Below are 19,092 nucleotides of genomic sequence, written 5' to 3' on the forward strand. Positions count from 1 at the left end.
GCAAGTCACCCGGAGTGACTCTCCCTTTCTGTTGTGGTTATAACAATGAAAGCAAACTGCACCTCCCTAAATTTTGTTTCGTCAAAGTAATGTCAAAAAATGGCATGCAATAGCAGTAATTTACATATTTGCAGTCCAGTCTGAATAAATATCCAATCTCGCTTCTTTAGTTATTTCCTGTGTTGTAATTTCTTAACTGAGAAAATTAAAAAAGAATCTTATATTTATACCAGCATTTATTAGCGGCTGGATAAATAACTTATATAAGTAAAGTAGTGATTTAATGTGGCAGCCATTTAAATTATCAATAGCGTTTTTGGCGTTCACATTAATAAGTTCTGATAAAGTCATTTAATTCTTGGAGAACAGTATTGATGAGAGGCTTATCCAATATATTGATAGTTTCGGCAGTGGCTTTACCCCTGGGGTGCGCTTCTGCGGCAGAGGTGATTACCCTGGATGGTCAGTCACTCAAAATAGAGCAGCTACTGCAGCTGAAAGATAAACAAGTACAGGTGGCTCTGAGCAAAGAAGCGCAAAAGACAATTCATGCCAGTCATGAACTCCTGATAGATTCTGCCCGTCAAGGCACGCCGGTCTACGGACTCACCGTTGGGGTAGGCAAGAACAAGGACACCCCGGTATTCGGCAAAGACGGTTCTTTGAGTGCCGAAGCCCGCAAACTATCGGAAGATTTTAACCGTAACATGCTGTTTACCCACTCGGCGGCCAGCGGCCAACCCATAGCGCCGGAAACCGTGAAAATGGCGATGATGATTCGTTTGAATCAGATAGCCACGGGACATGTTGGTGTACAGCCGGACGTGGCCGGCATCTACCAGGAGTTTATCAACGAAGACATTATTCCCGTTGTGCCGGAAGATGGCTCTGTGGGACTGAGTGATATTCTGCTGGCCTCACACATAGGTGCCGCCATGATGGGCGAGTGGGATGTGTTCTACAAAGGTCAGCGGATGTCTGCCGCCAAAGCGATGAAACAAGCCGGCATCAAGCCGTTGGTACCTTTCGGTAAGGATTCACTCTCGATTCTGTCCAATAATGCTCTGGCAACGGCACAGGTAGTCAATGCTATTGGTGATGCCCGCCAGATCATCCAATTCTCTCCGAGACTCATTGCTGCAGCCCTTGAAGGGATCAACGGCAATATCAGCCCTCTGTTGCCTCATACCCTGGCGGCCAGACCTATGCCTAATGTCGAGAAAGTAGGTCAAGAGATTTTGGCCAATCTGGAGGGTGGATATCTATTCCAGCGCGACGAAAAGCGGCCGTTGCAGGATGCGCTATCCTATCGCGGTGCTCACTGGCCTGTGGCCCATGCCATGTCGCAGCTGCAACAGTTGGAAACCTTGGTGAATATTCAGATCAACAGCTCTGATGATAATCCTACGGTTTACATCAATGCCAAACCCGGACGTTACGCCGATACCCCACAAGTGGCACAGTATTTTACCCAAGGGCCGGTATCAGGAGCAGTTAACTCCTCTGCCAACTTCGATACTATCCAATTGGCGTCCCAGACCGAGGCCTTTATCAATGCCATGGCGCAGTTGGGCAAATACTCCAGCAACCGCCAGATCAAGTTGATTGACCCTTACTTCACAGGTTTACCAAGAGCCCTAGTCGACCCTGATGATGCCAATGGGCAAGCTTTCTATACTTTACAAAATGGTTTCACCGCCCTGTTTGTCGAAATAGCCCATGCGGCCAACCCCGTGTCCTTCTATGGTATAGCCAACCAAGGCGGCATTGAGGATAACTTCAGCAACTACTTCCAGGCCGGCAAGAATCTCAGCAAGGTGGTGGATGGTGTGGCACGCATCTATGGCTTTGAGCTGATGCAGGTGGCCCAGGCGATGGACCTGCAGAAGAAAGTTAACCACAGGCAGTTGTCACCCCAGAATGAGCAACTGTTAAAGGCGCTGCGCAAACAGGTGGCTTACTACGACAAGGACAGGTTGTTTACCCCAGATGTCGAGGCCTCGACGCAATTCCTGATGAAGTTCTAAGAAAACCAAGCCCCGGTAGGATTGACCTCCGGGGCTCGTATATTGAGAGAACCGGAAATAGCCTTTGCTCAATGGGTTTTTGAGCACTGAATTTCAGATGTCTTGGATTCAGACATAATGAGCCACCTTGGTGGTGGAATACTCATGGGGACCTGATGCGGACTGCTGCTAGGCAGTTTAACCAATACGAGAAGATGTTTAGCGTTCTTGAGGCCATAGCAGTCGCCTTAGAGTCAAGCGTACGCTATATCCAACTTGCTGCTTGTTTTGGCACCATAGAACAATCGATGTCAAAATAACGTCAAAATAACCGACGAATTTACATAGAGTTACATTTTTGTAGCCTAGCCTATATATCTGTTTCAACTATCTTTGTTCACTTCATAGCCTAGGTTATTTTAGCTTTGATTCTTGTTCTTGAGGAGTAATCGCATGAGTACAGTATTGAACAAGACTGCACTCACAGAAGCAGAGAGCAGTTTAAAGCAAGTGCTGCAAACCGTCGGTCCTTTGATTGCCGCGCAGGGATTCCAGGGATTTTGGTTTCAAGGGCTACCAAGCAACGCCAGGGAGTATTTGGAACACCCGGGAAATCAAGGCCTATTCGCCCCCGTGTGGCTACGCCGGCCAATCGCGTCATTGGCGTCCTCCTGTCGGATAGCAACCCTGCAACAGTACTATCTGGAACACTATGCCCGCAGCGACAATAATTTCGCCGAGTCTTTAAGCGCCGATAAAGCCTGGTGTTACCGCTGGCAAGAGGATGACCCGGTAAAAATCCTGTTCGCCAAACATGGTTATGACACTGTTCTGAGCTTCCCCGTGCCCAGCTATGCCAACCCGACTTGGTTTGGTCGTTTCACACTACTGGCGTCGGGCCATCCCAAACCGGCCACTGAACGCTTACAGCAAACCTTGATCTTGGCCCAAAGCCTGCTGTTTGAACATGACAGACAGAGATTCAACCCGTTTCTGCAAAGCAGGATCTTCAAGGCCAATGCCAGAAAAGTGCTGCGAATGGCGGCAACCGGACTGCAAAATCATGAGATCTCTGATCGACTGCACATTAGTGTCCGTGGGGTTGAATACCATATGGAGTCAATGCGTAAAAAACTGGGTGCCAGCAACAGGGCAAATCTGATCCATCTGGCCCATCAATTTGAGTTGATCTGACATGTTAATACTGCTGGTCGAAGATAATCGTCTGTTGGCAAACAATATCATTCAGTACCTGGCGATAAAGGGCATTGAATGTGACTATGCCGAAACCCTGGCTCAAGCCAATGAACTGCTGAGACAGCAGCATTTCGATGTGGTGGTGCTGGATCTCAACTTGCCCGACGGGGACGGTGTGCGAGCATGTCAGGGCTGGAAGGCCCAGTGTATGACTACTCCGGTGATCATGCTCACCGCCCGCAGTGGTCTGGATGACAGGTTGAGCGGCTTTGATGCCGGCGCCGATGATTATCTGATCAAACCCTTCGCCATGGAGGAGCTGGTGGCCCGCCTAAGAGTCGTGGCTCAGCGCCGTCCGGCACCTCCAAGATTACAACTGGGTGAGCTAGAGATGGACTTTGGCAAACACGAGGCCTATCGCCAAGGGCAGTTGTTGTCCCTGAGCCGCACCGGCTGGCAGATACTGGCCTTACTGGCTCGCCGCAGCCCGGAAACCGTGGAGCGGGAAGAGATAGAGCGTATGCTCTGGCCCGATTGCCCTCCTGACAGCGACAGCTTGCGCAGCCATTTGCATCTGCTGCGGCGGGTGGTGGATAAACCGTTCGACAGCCAGTTAATCCACACTATTCGCGGGGTAGGACTCTGCCTGAGGAGTGACTGAAGATGATGCCCAAGTTCAGCCTCAAGCGCAGCTATCAAATTTATGGGCTTATTTTTCTGGCGGTCACTCTGGCCATCAATAGCATCATTCCCCTTTGCATGATGTGCACCGGCATGTTTTCCATGCATGAAATCACCTTGCATAACGCAGGCCAGGCAGCCGAGGCGGTATTTACCCAAGGCAGTACCGAGCTGGATACCGACAACATCAGTGTGTTTGCCGACTGGCAGCGGGTACCGGATAAGATAAAAGCCATCAATGACTTTCAGCCTCCCACTGCAGAAACGGGTATCCGCTACCAGCATCTTGATGGCCCCTATATCGATGCCTTGAGTGTCCACTACACGGCTTCAGGCCAGCCGCTGTATCTATGGCTGCATTATGATGCCACCCATGATCTTGTTTTTGCGCCCAAGAACATGACCGCCATTTTATTGCTGATAGTGATGACCTTCGGGGTGGTGGCCAGCTTGGCGTTTCATATGCAAAAGCAAGTGATCACCCCGGTGCACAAAATCAGTCAGGCGATCAAGCAACACGACTGGCAAAGCATGAATGGCTTCAGTTTTCCCAAACAAGGCTATGCCGAGCTGCAATCGATAGTGGATGCTCTCAATACTTCGTTGCAGCAATTACAAAAAGCGCAACAGAGGGAGCTCAACTTCCTGCGCTTTGCCAGCCACGAACTGCGTACTCCTGTGGCTATCTGCCAGTCATCCTTTGAGCTGCTCACCCTGCAGTGGGGCAAGCTGACCGGGCCTGTATTGGCCGCCAGCCAGGCGACTGCGCAGATGAAATCCATCATAGAAACTCTGCTTTGGCTCACCAACAAGAGCAGCACTCAGCTGGAGAAACAATCTTTGATGCCGGCTGAATTGCTGCAACAGTTGGCCACCGAGCAGGAACATGCTCAGGGCAAGCAGGGCGTGATTCAGTTGGACTGCGACGATACCCAACTTCAGGCGTTAAAAGAGCCTCTGTCCATCATGCTCAATAATCTGCTGCGTAACGCACTCGAACATGGCACAGGTGAGGTAAAGGTGGAGCAGAGAGGTAAACGTATCAGGGTCAGTAACTCGACCTTACAAGATGGTCTTAGGGGCTTTGGTCTGGGACTTATGTTGGTCAAACGGCTGGCTAAACAGCTGGGCTGGCAATTCAAGGAATATAGATCTCCACAAATGTTTATTGCCGAGATAGAAATTACAGACTAAAGGAAAGTGTGAACTAAGCCCTACATTTATAGATTGGCTATTATTATTTTAAAAAGAGATGGCTTTGGCTGTCTCTTTTTAATTTATTTGACGGAATTTTCACTTAATTTATGTTCTCTTATCACCTACTTCCTTAAACCACATAGTTTATTTTTTTAAGGATTGTAATCGACCAAGATCACAGCAGTTATTGGTAACAATTAATTATTATTTTCTCGTCTAATTCATGTGTTTAAATTTTTCAATTGCTTGGCATTGTATTTGTCTGAGGAAATATTATGAACTCAAAATGGTTGTTGAGTGGAGTGGCACTGGCTATGGCATTTTCTGCCAATGTGCAGGCCGATGTGACCAAAACCAGCCTGGATCTTGGTTATAAATTTTATACCAGTGATACCGAAGATGATAACCCTGGCGTCTTTAACCAGCCCTTTCTCAAGCTGAATCATTTGGGTTTGGCCGATTGGGGTAGTTATTTCGCTAATATCAAGCTGGAGAATCCGGGGGAAGTCGCAGAAAACCAGAAGAATGAAGATGGTAAAACCACTCTAAAGGCATTGGCAATCATAGAGCACAAACTGGGTGAAAGCAGCTTTAACTTTTGGGCCCAGAACTTTATCTCTGCCAGTGAGACTCTGGTCGAAGACAACCTTTATCTGGGGGTTACGCACAACAGTAAGTTTGGCAATTTGGCACTGAACTATGGGGTTGGCTTCAACTATACCTTTGGTCATTTCTCACCAACAGATGAGAACTTCAATGACATTTCAGGTTACGCCCTGGTGCTCAACGCCAAATACCCGCTGAGTTTTGCCGGATTGAAGCATAACTTATCCGTCAACTACGAAGCGCAGATAGACAGGGACGAAGAGCACCAAAAGCTGTTTAGTTACGACAGCTATGGGCACCAGATCATTCTGGGATGGCAGACCCACTTTACCGATGCCTTCTACGGCAAATTGCACCTGACTCAGTACGATAGCTGGGGCGCACAGTACAACGACGGTATCGAGTATGGGTTGGCTTTCGGATACCAGTTTTAACAATGGAGCCAGGCTCCCTTTTTTAATCGACAGGAACTGAATATGCAGTTGAACAAATCCGTTTTGGGCGTGGCCGTATCCACTGCCGTGGTGATTACCGGCTGTCAGGTGACCCATGAGATCATCAAGAGTCAGGGGACTGCCCAGGGCAAGCATGGTGAGATCCAGGTTGAAACCAGCATTCAGGATGGCCGTATTGTGGCTATCGACGTGCTGAAGCAAAAAGAAAACCCTGTGTTGGCCGCAGCCGCGTTCAAGGATGTGAAGCAAGCCATCATAGATAACAACTCTGTAGATGTTGACGGGGTTACCGGTGCAACCGTGACCTCGGATGCTCTCAAGAAAGCCGTAGCCGCCAGTATTGAAGCTGCCGGGGTGACCCTGGTAGCTGCAAGTGCCACTGCCAAGCATAATGAAGCTTTGACACCAGCCGAATACACCTATGACGTGGTCGTGATAGGTTCAGGCGGTGCCGGTTTCAGTGCTGGTCTGGAGGCCATGGAAGCCGGTGCTTCTGCCGTTATCATTGAAAAAATGCCCATCATAGGTGGTAACTCGCTGATCTCCGGCGCCGAAATGAACGTAGCCGGTAGCTGGGTACAGAAAAACATGGAGATTACCGACTCCAAAGAGCTATTTATCCAGGACACACTCAAAGGGGGCGACTTCAAGGGTGACCCCGAGATGGTCAAGGTGATGGTGGACAATGCTGTCGATGCCGCCGAGTGGCTGCGTGACTATGTTAAGGTTGAGTTCTATCCCAACCAGTTGTTCCAGTTTGGTGGTCACAGCGTCAAGCGTGCCCTGATCCCCAAAGGCCACACAGGCGCCGAAGTGATCGGCAAATTTGCCAAGAAAGCCGAAGAAGTCGGTCTGCCTATTCACACCAACACTACCGCCGACCGTCTGCTGATGGACAACAACGGCCGTGTGGTCGGTGTTGAGGCGACCAAAAACGGCAAGAAGATCACTTATCATGCCAAGCGCGGTGTTGTCGTCGCTACCGGTGGTTTCTCTGCCAACGTAGCCATGCGCAAGCAATACAACCCAGAGCTGGATGAGCGTTACGGTACAACAGGTATTTCAGGTGGTACAGGTGACGGTATTGTCATGGGTGAAAAGATCCATGCCGATACCCGCAACCTGGGCTATATCCAAACCTACCCTATCTGTAACCCAGAGACTGGCGCCATTGCCCTGATCGCCGACTCCCGTTTCTTTGGCGCGATTCTGGTCAACCAAAACGGTGAGCGCTTTGTGGAAGAGCTGGAACGTCGCGACGTGATCTCCCATGCGATTCTGGAACAACCCGGTCGTTACACCTATGTGTTGTGGAACAAAGACATCGACGATGTGGCCGGTACCATTGGTATGCACCAGGGTGAATACAAAGACTTCACCAGCCGTGGTCTGATGTATGAAGTGGACAGCATCGAGGAAGCCGCCAAGGTATTCAACATTCCGCTGGAAAACCTCAAGAAGACCATCAAGGATGTGAACCACTATGCGAAAACCGGTAAGGATGAAGCCTTCAACCACAGAGCCGGGTTGGTGGACTTGAGCAAGGGCCCATACTGGATCCTGAAAGCCACGCCATCAGTACACCACACCATGGGTGGTCTGGTAACAGATACCAAGACCCACGTGCTGAATGAACAAGGCAAGGTAATCCCAGGTCTGTTTGCCGCCGGTGAAGTAACAGGTTTGACTCACGGTACCAACCGCCTGGGTGGCAACGCCTATACAGACATCATTGTCTTTGGCCGTATCGCCGGTCAGCAGGCTGCCGCCAACTAAGCCGCCAAACAACTCATCTATCTCCCCAGAACTCAAAACGGCCCGTAAGGGCCGTTTTTTTATCGCGATTCCTTCATTGAAGGCGATAGCAACAAACATTCACTTCCATCACACCGTATTCAATTGGCCTGCGCCAATTGCTTCAAATGTTGATACAAGGGCTCGCTGAAGCTTTGCTCGTAGGTGAGTCGTAACTGCTGCCTGCCGGCATCGAAATCAAAGGCGCGGTAGATATCCACTTCAATGAGTTGGCCACCTTGGATCAAATATGCACTGGGCAAAACCTTGTCGGCCAGCTCTGGATTGTCCAGTAGCTCAGTGAGCTGCAACAAAGGTGCGCCGCTTGGGCTTTGGAGCAGCTGCCACTCATAGCTTTCAGGACCATAGCCAAAGTTCAGCGTAAAACGCTGCTCACCATCCAGGGTAATCTCATCCTCTGTTGCTATAGGCCAGAAGAGGGCTATCAGCGCCCTGGAGTCGAGAGCTTCGGCGTTGGCAACCGGCATCTCCCAAGCAACAAACTCCTCATTGCGACACATCACATCGGCTTGCTGCGCTGTCCAGATGCGGTAAACCTGTCCAGGCCATTCGAGCTTGGCCAACTGCAGGGCAGCCGGGGTAGCTGCCAGCAAGCTTTGCCAGTCTTCATCGCTGGTCTGGTACTTGTCCACCTGCATAGTGATTGGCACCTGAGTACCATCATAAAAAGTATGCAGTTGATTGCCTTCGATAACCGGCGCACTTGGGCGATAGCCTTGATCCTTGCGTTCGGCATTTATCCAGCGCTCCATTTGGGTATTCCAGCACTCGTTGGCGACCTCATCTCCCGGAGTGATATCCTGAGCCAAGACCTTGCCTTGGTTGACACTACCGATCAAAAATTTTGAAAGGTCACCATATTGCAGGGAGAAAAACTCCGGCGCGCCAGTCAGCCCCAGATCCAACAGATGAACTTGCTCATCATCTTCCATCAAGCCATTAAGCACTATCACCCAGTCATTGTCGTTCATGGTTTTATCATCAAGAGGTTCCAGATAACCCAGGGCCACCATGGCGTTGTTTACCTTGTTACGCACCTCTTGAGGATCTGTGGCCAGGAATGTCGCCGCTGTCTGACCACTGGCGGCAATCAAGTGTCGCAACTCATTCAGGGTCATAGCCAGAGTCTGTTCGGCCGCCAGAATTGCCTCTTGATTGCCTTCACCGAGAAGCTTTTCTATCTGAGCTGCAGTCAAAGCGTGAATATGTTGCAGTAGCCAAAATGCCTCGGCAAAGGTCGGCGTAGCTGTGACCTCGGCTGGGAGCTGGTAGGGGTTCTCGCCTTCAGAGGCAAACAACAGAGAATATAACTGCCTGAGTTCCTGAAGCAGGGAATCGCGCCGGGCATCACTAATGCCCACCTGCAGCATCTGCTGGAAACGACTGAATTCCAAATGGGTCACCAGGTTGATGGCGCCTGTATGCTGGTTCTGGGCAAAAAGCACCAGACTGCCATCATCTGCGGTCCGGGCAGCGACACTCTGCTTATTGTGCTGCCGTTTGACTGAGGAATTGTCACTAACCTGCGCTATCCAGCTGGCCAGCAGATAATAGTTGGCCGTAGGATCATCGCTGCGCCAATCAAGCTGATACTTGCCGTCGCTGTCGGTTGTTGTTGTGGGCTCATCGGCATCACAAGACAAGTTACGATTGAGATCGGCGCAGACATCGGCACCAGGTACAGCCCCCAAATAACTGACCTGCCCCAGAACACTGATATCCTTGGTCACAGGTGGTTGGTTGTCATCTGAGTCGGAATTACCGCAGGCGGAGAGCAGCGTGGCGCTAAGGAGTACTGCGAGATACTTTGGTTTAACCATTTGATCGTCCGTGATTAATTAAATTTGAAGATGCATTTTCCTTAGCCTTTGGGGTGATCACAACCCCCCGAAAGCACTAAGTCTTTGCGAGTCCATTGAATAGACTAAATCCCTTTTATGACAAGAGCAGGAATTGGCCAATAAAAACGGCTCCATTGAGGAGCCGCTTAAGTGACATCTGTTGTTATCAGGCTTTGGGGCCTGCGGCCTTGATGGCATCAGACACCTGATACTTGGCGAAGTTGCTCTGGAAGGATTCGGCCAGCTGTTTGGCATACTTGGCGTATTCTTCCTTGTCAGCCCAAGTGTTGACCGGATTGAGCAGCGCGCTGTCGACGCCGGGAATAGCAACCGGGACATCCAGGTTCAATTGCTCGATATGTTCGGTCGGCACTTCTTTGAGTTCACCACTGACGATGGCATCCACTATGGCGCGGGTGACGGGAATATCGAAACGTTTGCCCACGCCGTAAGGGCCACCAGTCCAACCTGTATTCACCAGGTAAACCTGGCTGCCGAAGGCTTGAATACGCTTCATCAGCAGCTCGGCGTAAACCCCGGCAGGACGAGGGAAGAAGGGAGCACCGAAACAGGTGGAGAAGGTTGACTGAATCGCGGCGGTTGAACCCACTTCGGTGGAACCCACCTTGGCGGTATAACCTGAGAGGAAGTGATAAGCCGCCTGTTCCTTACTGAGTTTGGCTACCGGGGGCAGGACGCCGGAAACGTCACAGGTGAGGAACACAACGGCGTGTGGCTCGTTGCCACGGTTGTCTTCCTTGCGCTGGGCTATGTGCTCCAGCGGGTAAGCGGCGCGGGTGTTCTCGGTCAGGCTGGCATCCTTATAGTCGGGCACGCGCTGCGCGTCCAGTACCACGTTTTCCAGCACAGTGCCGAAGCGAATCGCATCCCAGATCACCGGCTCATTTTTCTGGCTGAGGTCGATACACTTGGCATAGCAGCCACCTTCAATATTGAAGACGCCACCTTCGGCCCAGCCGTGCTCGTCATCACCGATAAGGAAACGCTTGGGATCGGCAGACAGTGTGGTCTTGCCTGTACCTGAAAGACCAAAGAAGAGAGTTGTGTCACCGTCTTTGCCGACGTTGGCCGAGCAGTGCATCGGCAGTACATCTTTAGCCGGCAGCAGGAAGTTTTGTACCGAAAACATGGATTTTTTCATTTCACCGGCATAGCGCATACCGGCCAGCAATACCTTACGTTCGGCGAAGTTGATGATCACTGTACCGTCCGAGTTAGTGCCATCGCGCTCGGGTGAGCAAACAAAGCCTGGCGCGTTGATGATCTGCCACTCGGGTTTGTGGCTCTGGTTATAGTGCTCAGGTACGATAAACAGATTACGGGCAAACAATTGGTGCCAGGCGTATTCAGTTGTAACTCTGATAGGCAAATAGTGATCAGCATCGGCGCCGACTTCCAGTTCAGAGACAAATACTTGCTTGTCGGCCAGATAGGCTTCGACTTGCTCCCACAGTGCGGCAAACTTCTGAGGTTCAAACGCCTGGTTGACCGCGCCCCACTCGATATCTGCCTCGGTACCCGGCTCCTTGACAATAAAACGATCCGCGGGTGAACGGCCTGTGCGCTCGCCGGTCTGGGCCACCAGGGCGCCGTTGGCTGTCAGAGTGCCCTCGCCGCGCAGAATAGCCTGCTCGACCAGTTGGGCACTGTTGAGGTTGAGTTGAATGCGGTTTGCTTCTGCCGCCATAAGTAAGGTCTCCATCTATTATGAGGTCTGGTAAAGTCCCGGTCTGCTGTCGGGTTGGCGCGATTGTAACTTAAGCCGCGGCTAAAGTGTGAGCATGTTCTGAAAAATGACAAAAAAAAGAGAGCGATCACTCGCTCTCTTAAAAACAACTGAATATCACCCCATTATTGGGGAGTATTCGGTGTCTGACTGTTGGCAAAAATGGCTTCAATATCGATGGCATCGAAGCGGTAGTGACTGTTGCAATATTCACAGCCCATCTCCACCAGCCCCTTCTCCTGAATGATAGCGTCTATCTCTTCCTTCGCCAGGGTGCGGATGGCTGCAGCGCTGCGCTCACGGGAACAGGTACACTTGAAGCTGACACTCACAGGATCGAACAGTCGCACCTGCTCTTGATGGTAGAGGCGGTGCAGGACTTCGGTGGCTGGTAGGTTGAATAACTCTTCGGCCTTAATCGTCGCGGTCAGCTGAGTCAGGTGTTCAAACTCGGTATTTTCACTCAGCTCACTCGGCAATACTTGCAGCAACATACCAGCGGCATGTTCACCATTGGCAAATAACCAGATACCTGTAGGCAATTGCTCGGATTGGGCAAAGTAGCTCTCCAGACATTCGGCGATGCTGGGCTTATCCAGCGCCACGACGCCCTGGTAACGCTCGCCTTCAGTCGGGGTCAGGGTGATGACCATATAACCTTGGCCAAAGAGCTGATCCAGTGTTGCATCTGTGGCAATCTCACCCTGCCAGCGAGCAACACCCCTTAATTCCTGACGGTTATTACCGTTGATCACCGCCAGTGACACCGGACCACCCTGCCCCTGAAGCTGTACACTGATATCACCTTCAAATTTCAGTGTTGCCGTCAGCAGCGAAGTCGCCGCCAGCAATTCACCCAGCAGGACCTTAAGGCGCTCCGGGTAATCGTGGGTGCTAATTATCTGGCGATAGCTGTCACCAAGCTGGGCCAGTTCACCCCTTACATCAGCGTTATCAAACAGATAGCGATGGAGAGTATCTTGGTTCATTGGGTTTCTCACAGTTAATTCAGGTCTCGCGGAAGCGAATGATTTGCCGCCGCTGTTTCTTATCCGGCTTGGTATCGGGCGCCGGATTATGCAGTATGTTGAGCCTTCTGGCTTCAGCATTGCTTTCCCGTTTTTGTATACTCTGCGGCGTTTCTTCGTACAGGCTCTGGGCGATAGCCGCTCCCTGACGGACACCGGAAACTTTTTTTATGACGATCTCTTTTTCGTCATATCCCTGGCGTAACCTAATGCGCGCACCGACTTCTGCCAGCTTGCTGGATTTGGCTCTTTGACCGTTGTAATGTACTTTACCGCCGTTGATCATCTCTTTGGCCAGGGCGCGGGTCTTGTAAAAGCGCGCCGCCCAGAGCCATTTATCGAGCCGGACCGCCTCGGCGCTGTCATTACTATTGGCCATGGATACTCCTGTCATAATTGAAAAAGGGGATGAGCTCACAACTCGGGGATAAACCCCTTGTCCAAGCCGCCAATACAGGGTTAAACAGTGGAGCGCTTCACACCCTTTCCAGGCGCGCAAAGGTAGCATAATCGTACAATTTTCGCCAACCAACCCCCTGTTATGGTCTTGTTGCAAACAAGAGTGTGGGTTAGCATGGCGAAGGTTTCATTCACTATTATAATCAGAACAGAGACCTGATTAGAGGGTCCGGAAAATATGGATTTATTGGATAAGATTATCGCCAAGACGGGCAGCATACCGCAAAAACCCGCCAGCACTGCCGTGTTTTGGCTATTGTTGCTATTGGTTCTGTATTTGACGGCACAGATTAGTTGGAAACTAATCCCGACAGGAAAACCGACTGCCAACTGGACACCAACCCCGGTGTCAGGTCCCCAATCACAGAATGTCGACATCAGCGGTATCAATGGTTTGGCGCTGTTCGGCAAGAAAAACGCCAGCAGCACCAAGCCTAAAGAAGTTGCAACTGAAATGATCACAGATGCCCCCAAAACGTCACTGTCGATTCTGTTAACCGGGGTGGTGGCGTCCAGCGCCGAGCAGAAAGGCCTGGCGATTATCGAATCTCAAGGCAGTCAGGAAACCTACAGCCTGGGCGATAAGATCAAGGGCACCTCGGCATCGCTGAAAGAGGTGTATGCCGACCGTATCATTATTACCAATGCCGGTCGTTACGAGACTCTGATGCTCGACGGCCTGCAATATACTACTCAATCTCAAGCCAATGCTCAGTTGCAGCAAGCCCGCAGCGGTGGTGACGTGACCAAGGTTGACCGTCGTGATGCCGACATTGGCCGCGAGTTGGTGGCTTCCCGCGATGAGTTGCTGGCCGATCCCAGCAAAATTACCGATTACCTGGCAATTTCACCGGTTCAAAAAGATGGTGAAGTGCAAGGGTACAGACTCAATCCGGGCAAAGATGCCGGGTTATTCAAGGATGCCGGGTTCCAGCCCAATGACCTGGCAAAATCCATCAATGGTTATGATTTAACTGATATGAGTCAGGCGCTGGAGGTGATGGGCCAGTTGCCGGAGCTGACCGAAGTCTCTGTGATGGTAGAGCGCGAGGGTCAGTTGGTTGAAATCATGTTTAGTTTGCCGCAATAAAGCAGGTTTAGAGGAAAGCACAATAATGAACAATAAACGGATTCGAACCAAGCTTATCGCTGGTCTGGTAGCTACCGCGGCCTTGCTGACCCAGCCAAGCGCTTGGTCTGAGCAATATGCGGCAAACTTTAAAGGCACCGATATTCAGGAGTTTATCAACATAGTTGGTAAAAACCTCAACAAGACCATCATTGTCGATCCCACTATTCGCGGCAAAATAAACGTCCGCAGCTATGACATGCTCAATGATGAGCAGTATTACCAATTTTTCCTCAACGTGCTGCAGGTCTACGGTTATGCCGTGGTCGAGCTGGAAAACAATGTTATCAAGGTAATTAAAGACAAAGACGCCAAAACCTCTTCCATTCGGGTTGCCGATGACAATACCCCGGGACTTGGCGATGAGATGGTGACCCGCATAGTGGCGCTGTACAACACAGAAGCCAAACAGCTGGCGCCTTTGCTGCGTCAGCTCAATGACAACGCCGGTGGCGGCAACGTAGTCAACTATGATCCTTCCAATGTGTTGATGATCACCGGCCGCGCCAATGTGGTCAATAAGCTGGTGGAGATTGTGCGCCGGGTAGACAAGCAGGGTGACACCGAAGTTCAGGTAGTACCCTTGGAATACGCCTCTGCCGGTGAGATGGTGCGGATCATAGATACCCTCTACCGCGCCAGTGCCAACCAGGCACAGCTACCGGGCCAAGCACCCAAGGTGGTGGCCGATGAACGGATCAACGCCGTGGTGGTCAGTGGCGATGAACGCAGCCGTCAACGGGTAGTGGAGCTTATTCATCGCCTCGATGCCGAGCAGGCCAGCACAGGCAATACCAAGGTGCGCTATTTACGTTATGCCAAGGCCGAAGACCTGGTAGAAGTGCTGACCGGCTTTGCCCAAAAGCTGGAAGCTAAAGATGGTGCAGCACCGGCGCCAGGCAGCGCCGGCGGTAAACGCCGCAATGAAATCAATATCATGGCCCATGAAGACACCAATGCTCTGGTGATCAGCGCCGAGCCGGATCAGATGCGTACCCTGGAGAGCGTGATCAACCAATTGGATATCCGCCGCGCCCAGGTGCTGGTGGAGGCCATCATAGTCGAGGTCGCCGAAGGGGATGATGTGGGCTTCGGCATTCAGTGGGCCACAGAGGCCGGTGGTGGTACTCAGTTCAACAACCTGGGCCCCACCATAGGTGAAATTGGTGCGGGTATCTGGAATGCGCAGGACACCAAAGCCTCCCAGACCTGTACCGGTTCGGGTGACACCATGACCTGTACCCAAAACCCTGACACCAAGGGCGATATCACCCTGTTGGCCCAGGCGCTCGGCAAGGTGAACGGCATGGCCTGGGGTGTGACCATGGGCGACTTTGGCGCTCTGATACAGGCGGTGTCCAGCGATACCAACTCAAACGTATTGGCGACCCCTTCTATTACCACCCTGGACAACCAGGAAGCCTCATTCATCGTCGGTGACGAAGTGCCTATCCTTACTGGCGCGCAGAACTCCAGCAATGGCAACAGCAACCCATTCCAAACCGTTGAACGCAAAGAAGTCGGGGTCAAGCTCAAGGTGGTGCCGCAGATCAACGAAGGCAATGCCGTCAAGCTCACCATTGAGCAGGAAGTCTCCGGCATCAACGGCAAGACCAATGTGGACGTGACCTTTGCCACCCGCCGGCTGACGACTACCGTAATGGCCGACTCGGGCCAAATCGTGGTGCTGGGGGGGCTAATTAATGAAGAGGTACAGGAAAGCGTCCAGAAGGTGCCTTTCCTTGGCGATATCCCGATTTTAGGGCATCTGTTCAAGTCATCCAGCAGCGGCAAGAAGAAAAAGAACCTGATGGTATTTATCAAGCCGACCATCATCCGTGACGGTGTCACCATGGAAGGCATTGCCGGCCGTAAATACAACTACTTCCGTGCCCTGCAGCTGGAACAGCAAGAACGTGGTATCAACCTGATGCCTAGGACTGATGTGCCCATGTTGGAAGAATGGAGCCAGGAAGAGTATCTGCCGCCTGAAGTCAATGAGATCCTCGATCGTTACAAGCAGGGTAAGGGGCTGGATACCAAGATGCGTAAAACAGACTCCACCTTGAAGACGCTGGATGAAAACAAGCAGGGCGAAGAAGATGAGTGAAGTCCAGCCGCCAACAGACGATCTGGCCCAGGTTTCCAGTGAACTGGCGTTGGTCGCCGAGTCCGAGAGTGACGAACTGTTTCATTCAAGCAGTCGTGAGCGACTGCCATTTGCCTTTGCTCACAGATACAACCTGGTGCTCAGCAAGAACCAAGAGGAACAATTAACCCTCTATTACACCCAGGCAACGCCCTTGTCTGTGCTGTTTGAGGTGCGTCGCTATGCCGGCCAGGAACTGCCGCTGCACAAACTGGAAGCCAATGAGTTTGAGCGCTACCTGACTCAGGCCTATCAGAGTAACTCTTCCGAGGCGCAGCAGTTAATGGAAGACATAGGCAATGAGATGGATCTCTTTACCCTGGCAGAAGAGATGCCGCAGACCGAAGATCTGCTGGAAGGGGAAGATGATGCGCCCATCATCAAACTGATCAACGCGCTATTGTCTGAAGCCATCAAAGAGGAAGCTTCGGATATTCATATTGAAACCTATGAAAAGCAGCTGGTGGTGCGTTTCCGGGTTGATGGCGTGCTCAAGGAAGTGCTCAAGCCGAACCGTAAGCTTTCATCACTCCTGGTATCGCGGATCAAGGTCATGGCCCGTTTGGATATCGCTGAAAAGCGGGTGCCGCAGGATGGCCGGATCTCACTGCGTATCGGTGGCCGCGCTGTGGATGTGCGGGTATCGACCATGCCATCGAGCCACGGCGAGCGGGTCGTACTACGTTTACTGGATAAGAACGCCGGCAATCTGGACTTGGCACAGCTGGGAATGAAAGACAGCATTCGCCACCAGTTCGATGAGCTGATCCGTAAACCTCACGGCATTATTTTGGTGACCGGCCCCACGGGATCGGGTAAGAGTACTACCCTCTATGCCGGTCTGACCGAAATCAATCACAACGACATCAACATACTCACAGTTGAAGATCCGATTGAATACGAGCTGGAAGGCATAGGCCAGACCCAGGTCAACACCAAGGTGGACATGACCTTCGCCCGTGGATTGCGGGCCATTCTGCGTCAGGATCCTGATGTGGTGATGATAGGGGAAATCCGTGACCTTGAAACTGCTCAGATTGCGGTGCAGGCCTCACTCACCGGCCACCTGGTGATCTCTACCTTGCACACCAACACGGCTTCCGGTGCCATTACCCGTTTGCAAGACATGGGCGTAGAACCTTTCCTGGTGTCCTCCAGTCTGCTTGGAGTGCTGGCCCAACGCCTGGTGCGGACTCTATGTAACGAATGTAAGGAAGCCCATGCCCCGGATGCCCGCGAACGTGAGCTCTTGGGAATAGGTGATGAAGAAGCGTTGATCTATCGCGCCAAGGGCTGCAAAAGCTGTGGCCATAACGGCTATCGTGGCCGTACCGGGATCCATGAACTGCTGCTGGTGGACGACAATGTCCGCGAACTCATTCACGGCGGCCGTGGCGAACTGGCGATTGAAAAATACATTCGTCAGCACAGCCCCAGCATTCGCCATGATGGCATGGTCAAGGTGCTGGCGGGGATCACTACCCTGGAAGAAGTGCTGCGCGTGACCCGCGAGGAGTAATTCATGGCGGCATTCGAGTATAAGGCGCTCAATCAAGCCGGAAAGCAGGTCAAAGGGGTTATCGAAGCCGATACCGCCAGACTGGCCCGCAGTCAGCTGCGTGAACAGAAGCTGATGCCGCTGGATATCGCCCCGGTCACCGAAAAAGAAGCCAAGGCCAGCAGTGGCAGTTGGTTCGCGCGGCGCAAGAAGATCTCCGTGGCCGAACTGGCGCTGATCACCCGCCAGATAGCGACCCTGGTTGCTGCCGGTTTGCCGGTGGAAGAGGCCCTCAAGGCCGTGGGCCAACAATGTGAGAAAGACCGTCTCGCCTCCATGGTGATGGCTGTACGCTCGCGGGTGGTGGAAGGCTACTCGCTGGCCGACTCCATGGCCGAGTTTCCCCACGTGTTTGATGATCTCTACCGCGCCATGGTGGCCTCGGGCGAAAAATCCGGTCATCTGGAAATCGTACTCAATCGTCTGGCAGACTACACAGAGCGGCGCCAACAACTCAAGACCAAGCTGACCCAGGCGATGATCTACCCCATAGTGCTGACCACAGTGGCTATCGGCGTTATCGCCGTGCTGCTGGCGGCTGTAGTGCCCAAAGTGGTTGGTCAATTTGAACATATGGGCCAGGAGTTACCCGGTACCACCCAGTTTTTGATTGCCGCCTCTGACTTTGTTCAGCATTACGGCTTGTTCGTCCTGGGCGCCATAGTATTGCTGGCACTGCTGTTTCAGAAGATGCTCACCAAGCCCGCCTTCAAACTCAAGTATCACAAGCTGTTGCTGCGTTTGCCTGTGGTGGGCAAGGTCAGCAAGGGGTTGAATACGTCACGCTTTGCCCGAACCTTGAGCATCCTCAGTGCCAGTTCAGTGCCCCTGCTCGATGGCATGCGAATCGCCAGTGAGGTCTTGCTGAATGTACGGGTGCGTCAGGCGGTGGAAGAGGCCACGGCCAGAGTGCGTGAGGGAACCAGTCTGGGGGCAGCACTGACAAATACCAAGCTGTTCCCGCCCATGATGTTGTATATGATAGCCTCGGGTGAGAAGAGTGGTGAGCTGGAGCAGATGCTCGAGCGCGCCGCAGATAACCAGGACAGGGAGTTTGAGTCCAACGTCAATATCGCCTTGGGGGTGTTTGAACCCCTGTTGGTGGTGAGTATGGCCGGGATAGTGTTGTTTATTGTTCTGGCGATTTTGCAACCGATATTGGCGCTCAACAATATGATTAGTGGCTGAGTCTCATTTCACCGCAGCCATTTGAGATTTTTTAGG

At 51.9% G+C, this 19,092-nt stretch carries 14 protein-coding genes; 10 read left to right on the top strand and 4 right to left on the bottom strand.

Annotated features, from left to right (window positions below; all coding sequences use genetic code 11):
• The first annotated feature begins 374 nt into the window (after positions 1-374).
• From WKR14_RS20340 to urdA, 6 genes are all read left to right on the top strand, one after another.
• The gene (locus WKR14_RS20340) at positions 375-2,027 is read left to right on the top strand and encodes an aromatic amino acid ammonia-lyase (protein ID WP_339087121.1); all 1,653 of its coding nucleotides are present in this window, start codon (positions 375-377) and stop codon (positions 2,025-2,027) included.
• A gap of 432 nt (positions 2,028-2,459) precedes the next feature.
• Positions 2,460-3,200, top strand: a complete 741-nt coding sequence (locus tag WKR14_RS20345) for a helix-turn-helix transcriptional regulator (RefSeq protein WP_101054234.1) — start codon at positions 2,460-2,462, stop codon at positions 3,198-3,200.
• A 1-nt stretch (position 3,201) separates the two neighbouring features.
• On the top strand, positions 3,202-3,864 hold the full coding sequence (locus WKR14_RS20350) for a response regulator transcription factor (RefSeq protein WP_025010621.1): 663 nt from the start codon (positions 3,202-3,204) through the stop codon (positions 3,862-3,864).
• A gap of 2 nt (positions 3,865-3,866) precedes the next feature.
• Positions 3,867-5,078 carry a sensor histidine kinase gene (locus WKR14_RS20355; RefSeq protein WP_101054231.1) on the top strand — a complete coding sequence of 404 codons (1,212 nt, stop codon included), beginning with the start codon at positions 3,867-3,869 and terminating at the stop codon, positions 5,076-5,078.
• A gap of 278 nt (positions 5,079-5,356) precedes the next feature.
• Entirely contained in the window at positions 5,357-6,121 is a 765-nt protein-coding gene (locus WKR14_RS20360; protein ID WP_339087122.1) for an outer membrane protein OmpK, read from the top strand.
• A 42-nt stretch (positions 6,122-6,163) separates the two neighbouring features.
• Positions 6,164-7,918, top strand: a complete 1,755-nt coding sequence (gene urdA / locus WKR14_RS20365; protein WP_101054228.1) for a urocanate reductase — start codon at positions 6,164-6,166, stop codon at positions 7,916-7,918.
• A gap of 119 nt (positions 7,919-8,037) precedes the next feature.
• Here urdA and WKR14_RS20370 read toward each other — a convergent pair whose 3' ends face one another.
• From WKR14_RS20370 to hslR, 4 genes are all read right to left on the bottom strand, one after another.
• Positions 8,038-9,777 (bottom strand): hypothetical protein, encoded by a 1,740-nt coding sequence (locus WKR14_RS20370; protein ID WP_165565891.1) that lies wholly within the window; start codon positions 9,775-9,777, stop codon positions 8,038-8,040.
• 187 nt (positions 9,778-9,964) lie between these two features.
• On the bottom strand, positions 9,965-11,506 hold the full coding sequence (locus tag WKR14_RS20375; RefSeq protein WP_101054222.1) for a phosphoenolpyruvate carboxykinase: 1,542 nt from the start codon (positions 11,504-11,506) through the stop codon (positions 9,965-9,967).
• 164 nt (positions 11,507-11,670) lie between these two features.
• Positions 11,671-12,534 (bottom strand): Hsp33 family molecular chaperone HslO, encoded by an 864-nt coding sequence (hslO, locus tag WKR14_RS20380; RefSeq protein WP_339087123.1) that lies wholly within the window; start codon positions 12,532-12,534, stop codon positions 11,671-11,673.
• A gap of 19 nt (positions 12,535-12,553) precedes the next feature.
• Complete coding sequence (gene hslR / locus WKR14_RS20385) at positions 12,554-12,952, bottom strand: ribosome-associated heat shock protein Hsp15 (protein WP_101054217.1); 399 nt, start codon at positions 12,950-12,952, stop codon at positions 12,554-12,556.
• Positions 12,953-13,210: 258 nt separating this feature from the next.
• Between hslR and gspC the strand changes: the two genes are divergently transcribed.
• From gspC to gspF, 4 genes are read left to right on the top strand one after another with little or no spacing between them, the layout of a single operon-like run.
• A complete protein-coding gene (gene gspC / locus WKR14_RS20390) occupies positions 13,211-14,122 on the top strand; it encodes a type II secretion system protein GspC (RefSeq protein ID WP_165565889.1) in 912 nt (303 codons plus the stop codon).
• Between the two features lie 25 nt (positions 14,123-14,147).
• Positions 14,148-16,271: a type II secretion system secretin GspD gene (gspD, locus tag WKR14_RS20395; protein WP_165565888.1), complete on the top strand. Its 2,124-nt coding sequence runs from the start codon at positions 14,148-14,150 to the stop codon at positions 16,269-16,271.
• Positions 16,264-17,829, top strand: coding sequence for a type II secretion system ATPase GspE (gspE, locus tag WKR14_RS20400; protein WP_339087124.1), 1,566 nt, complete (start codon positions 16,264-16,266; stop codon positions 17,827-17,829). Before gspD ends, gspE begins: the two co-directional genes overlap by 8 nt.
• A 3-nt stretch (positions 17,830-17,832) precedes the next feature.
• A complete protein-coding gene (gspF, locus tag WKR14_RS20405; protein WP_101054205.1) occupies positions 17,833-19,056 on the top strand; it encodes a type II secretion system inner membrane protein GspF in 1,224 nt (407 codons plus the stop codon).
• Positions 19,057-19,092: the final 36 nt, after the last annotated feature.

The organism is Shewanella chilikensis, from assembly GCF_037953065.1.
GTDB classification, from domain to species: Bacteria; Pseudomonadota; Gammaproteobacteria; order Enterobacterales; family Shewanellaceae; genus Shewanella; species Shewanella chilikensis.

Excerpts from the sequence above, each read along its gene's own strand:
- WKR14_RS20370 (WP_165565891.1), bottom strand. The coding sequence starts at position 9,777 with ATGGTTAAACCAAAGTATCTCGCAGTACTCCTTAGCGCCACGCTGCTC.
- hslO (WP_339087123.1), bottom strand. The coding sequence starts at position 12,534 with ATGAACCAAGATACTCTCCATCGCTATCTGTTTGATAACGCTGATGTA.
- urdA (WP_101054228.1), top strand. The coding sequence starts at position 6,164 with ATGCAGTTGAACAAATCCGTTTTGGGCGTGGCCGTATCCACTGCCGTG.
- WKR14_RS20360 (WP_339087122.1), top strand. The coding sequence starts at position 5,357 with ATGAACTCAAAATGGTTGTTGAGTGGAGTGGCACTGGCTATGGCATTT.
- WKR14_RS20340 (WP_339087121.1), top strand. The coding sequence starts at position 375 with ATGAGAGGCTTATCCAATATATTGATAGTTTCGGCAGTGGCTTTACCC.
- WKR14_RS20375 (WP_101054222.1), bottom strand. The coding sequence starts at position 11,506 with ATGGCGGCAGAAGCAAACCGCATTCAACTCAACCTCAACAGTGCCCAA.
- gspE (WP_339087124.1), top strand. The coding sequence starts at position 16,264 with ATGAGTGAAGTCCAGCCGCCAACAGACGATCTGGCCCAGGTTTCCAGT.
- gspF (WP_101054205.1), top strand. The coding sequence starts at position 17,833 with ATGGCGGCATTCGAGTATAAGGCGCTCAATCAAGCCGGAAAGCAGGTC.
- WKR14_RS20350 (WP_025010621.1), top strand. The coding sequence starts at position 3,202 with ATGTTAATACTGCTGGTCGAAGATAATCGTCTGTTGGCAAACAATATC.
- gspD (WP_165565888.1), top strand. The coding sequence starts at position 14,148 with ATGAACAATAAACGGATTCGAACCAAGCTTATCGCTGGTCTGGTAGCT.
- WKR14_RS20355 (WP_101054231.1), top strand. The coding sequence starts at position 3,867 with ATGATGCCCAAGTTCAGCCTCAAGCGCAGCTATCAAATTTATGGGCTT.
- WKR14_RS20345 (WP_101054234.1), top strand. The coding sequence starts at position 2,460 with ATGAGTACAGTATTGAACAAGACTGCACTCACAGAAGCAGAGAGCAGT.
- gspC (WP_165565889.1), top strand. The coding sequence starts at position 13,211 with ATGGATTTATTGGATAAGATTATCGCCAAGACGGGCAGCATACCGCAA.
- hslR (WP_101054217.1), bottom strand. The coding sequence starts at position 12,952 with ATGGCCAATAGTAATGACAGCGCCGAGGCGGTCCGGCTCGATAAATGG.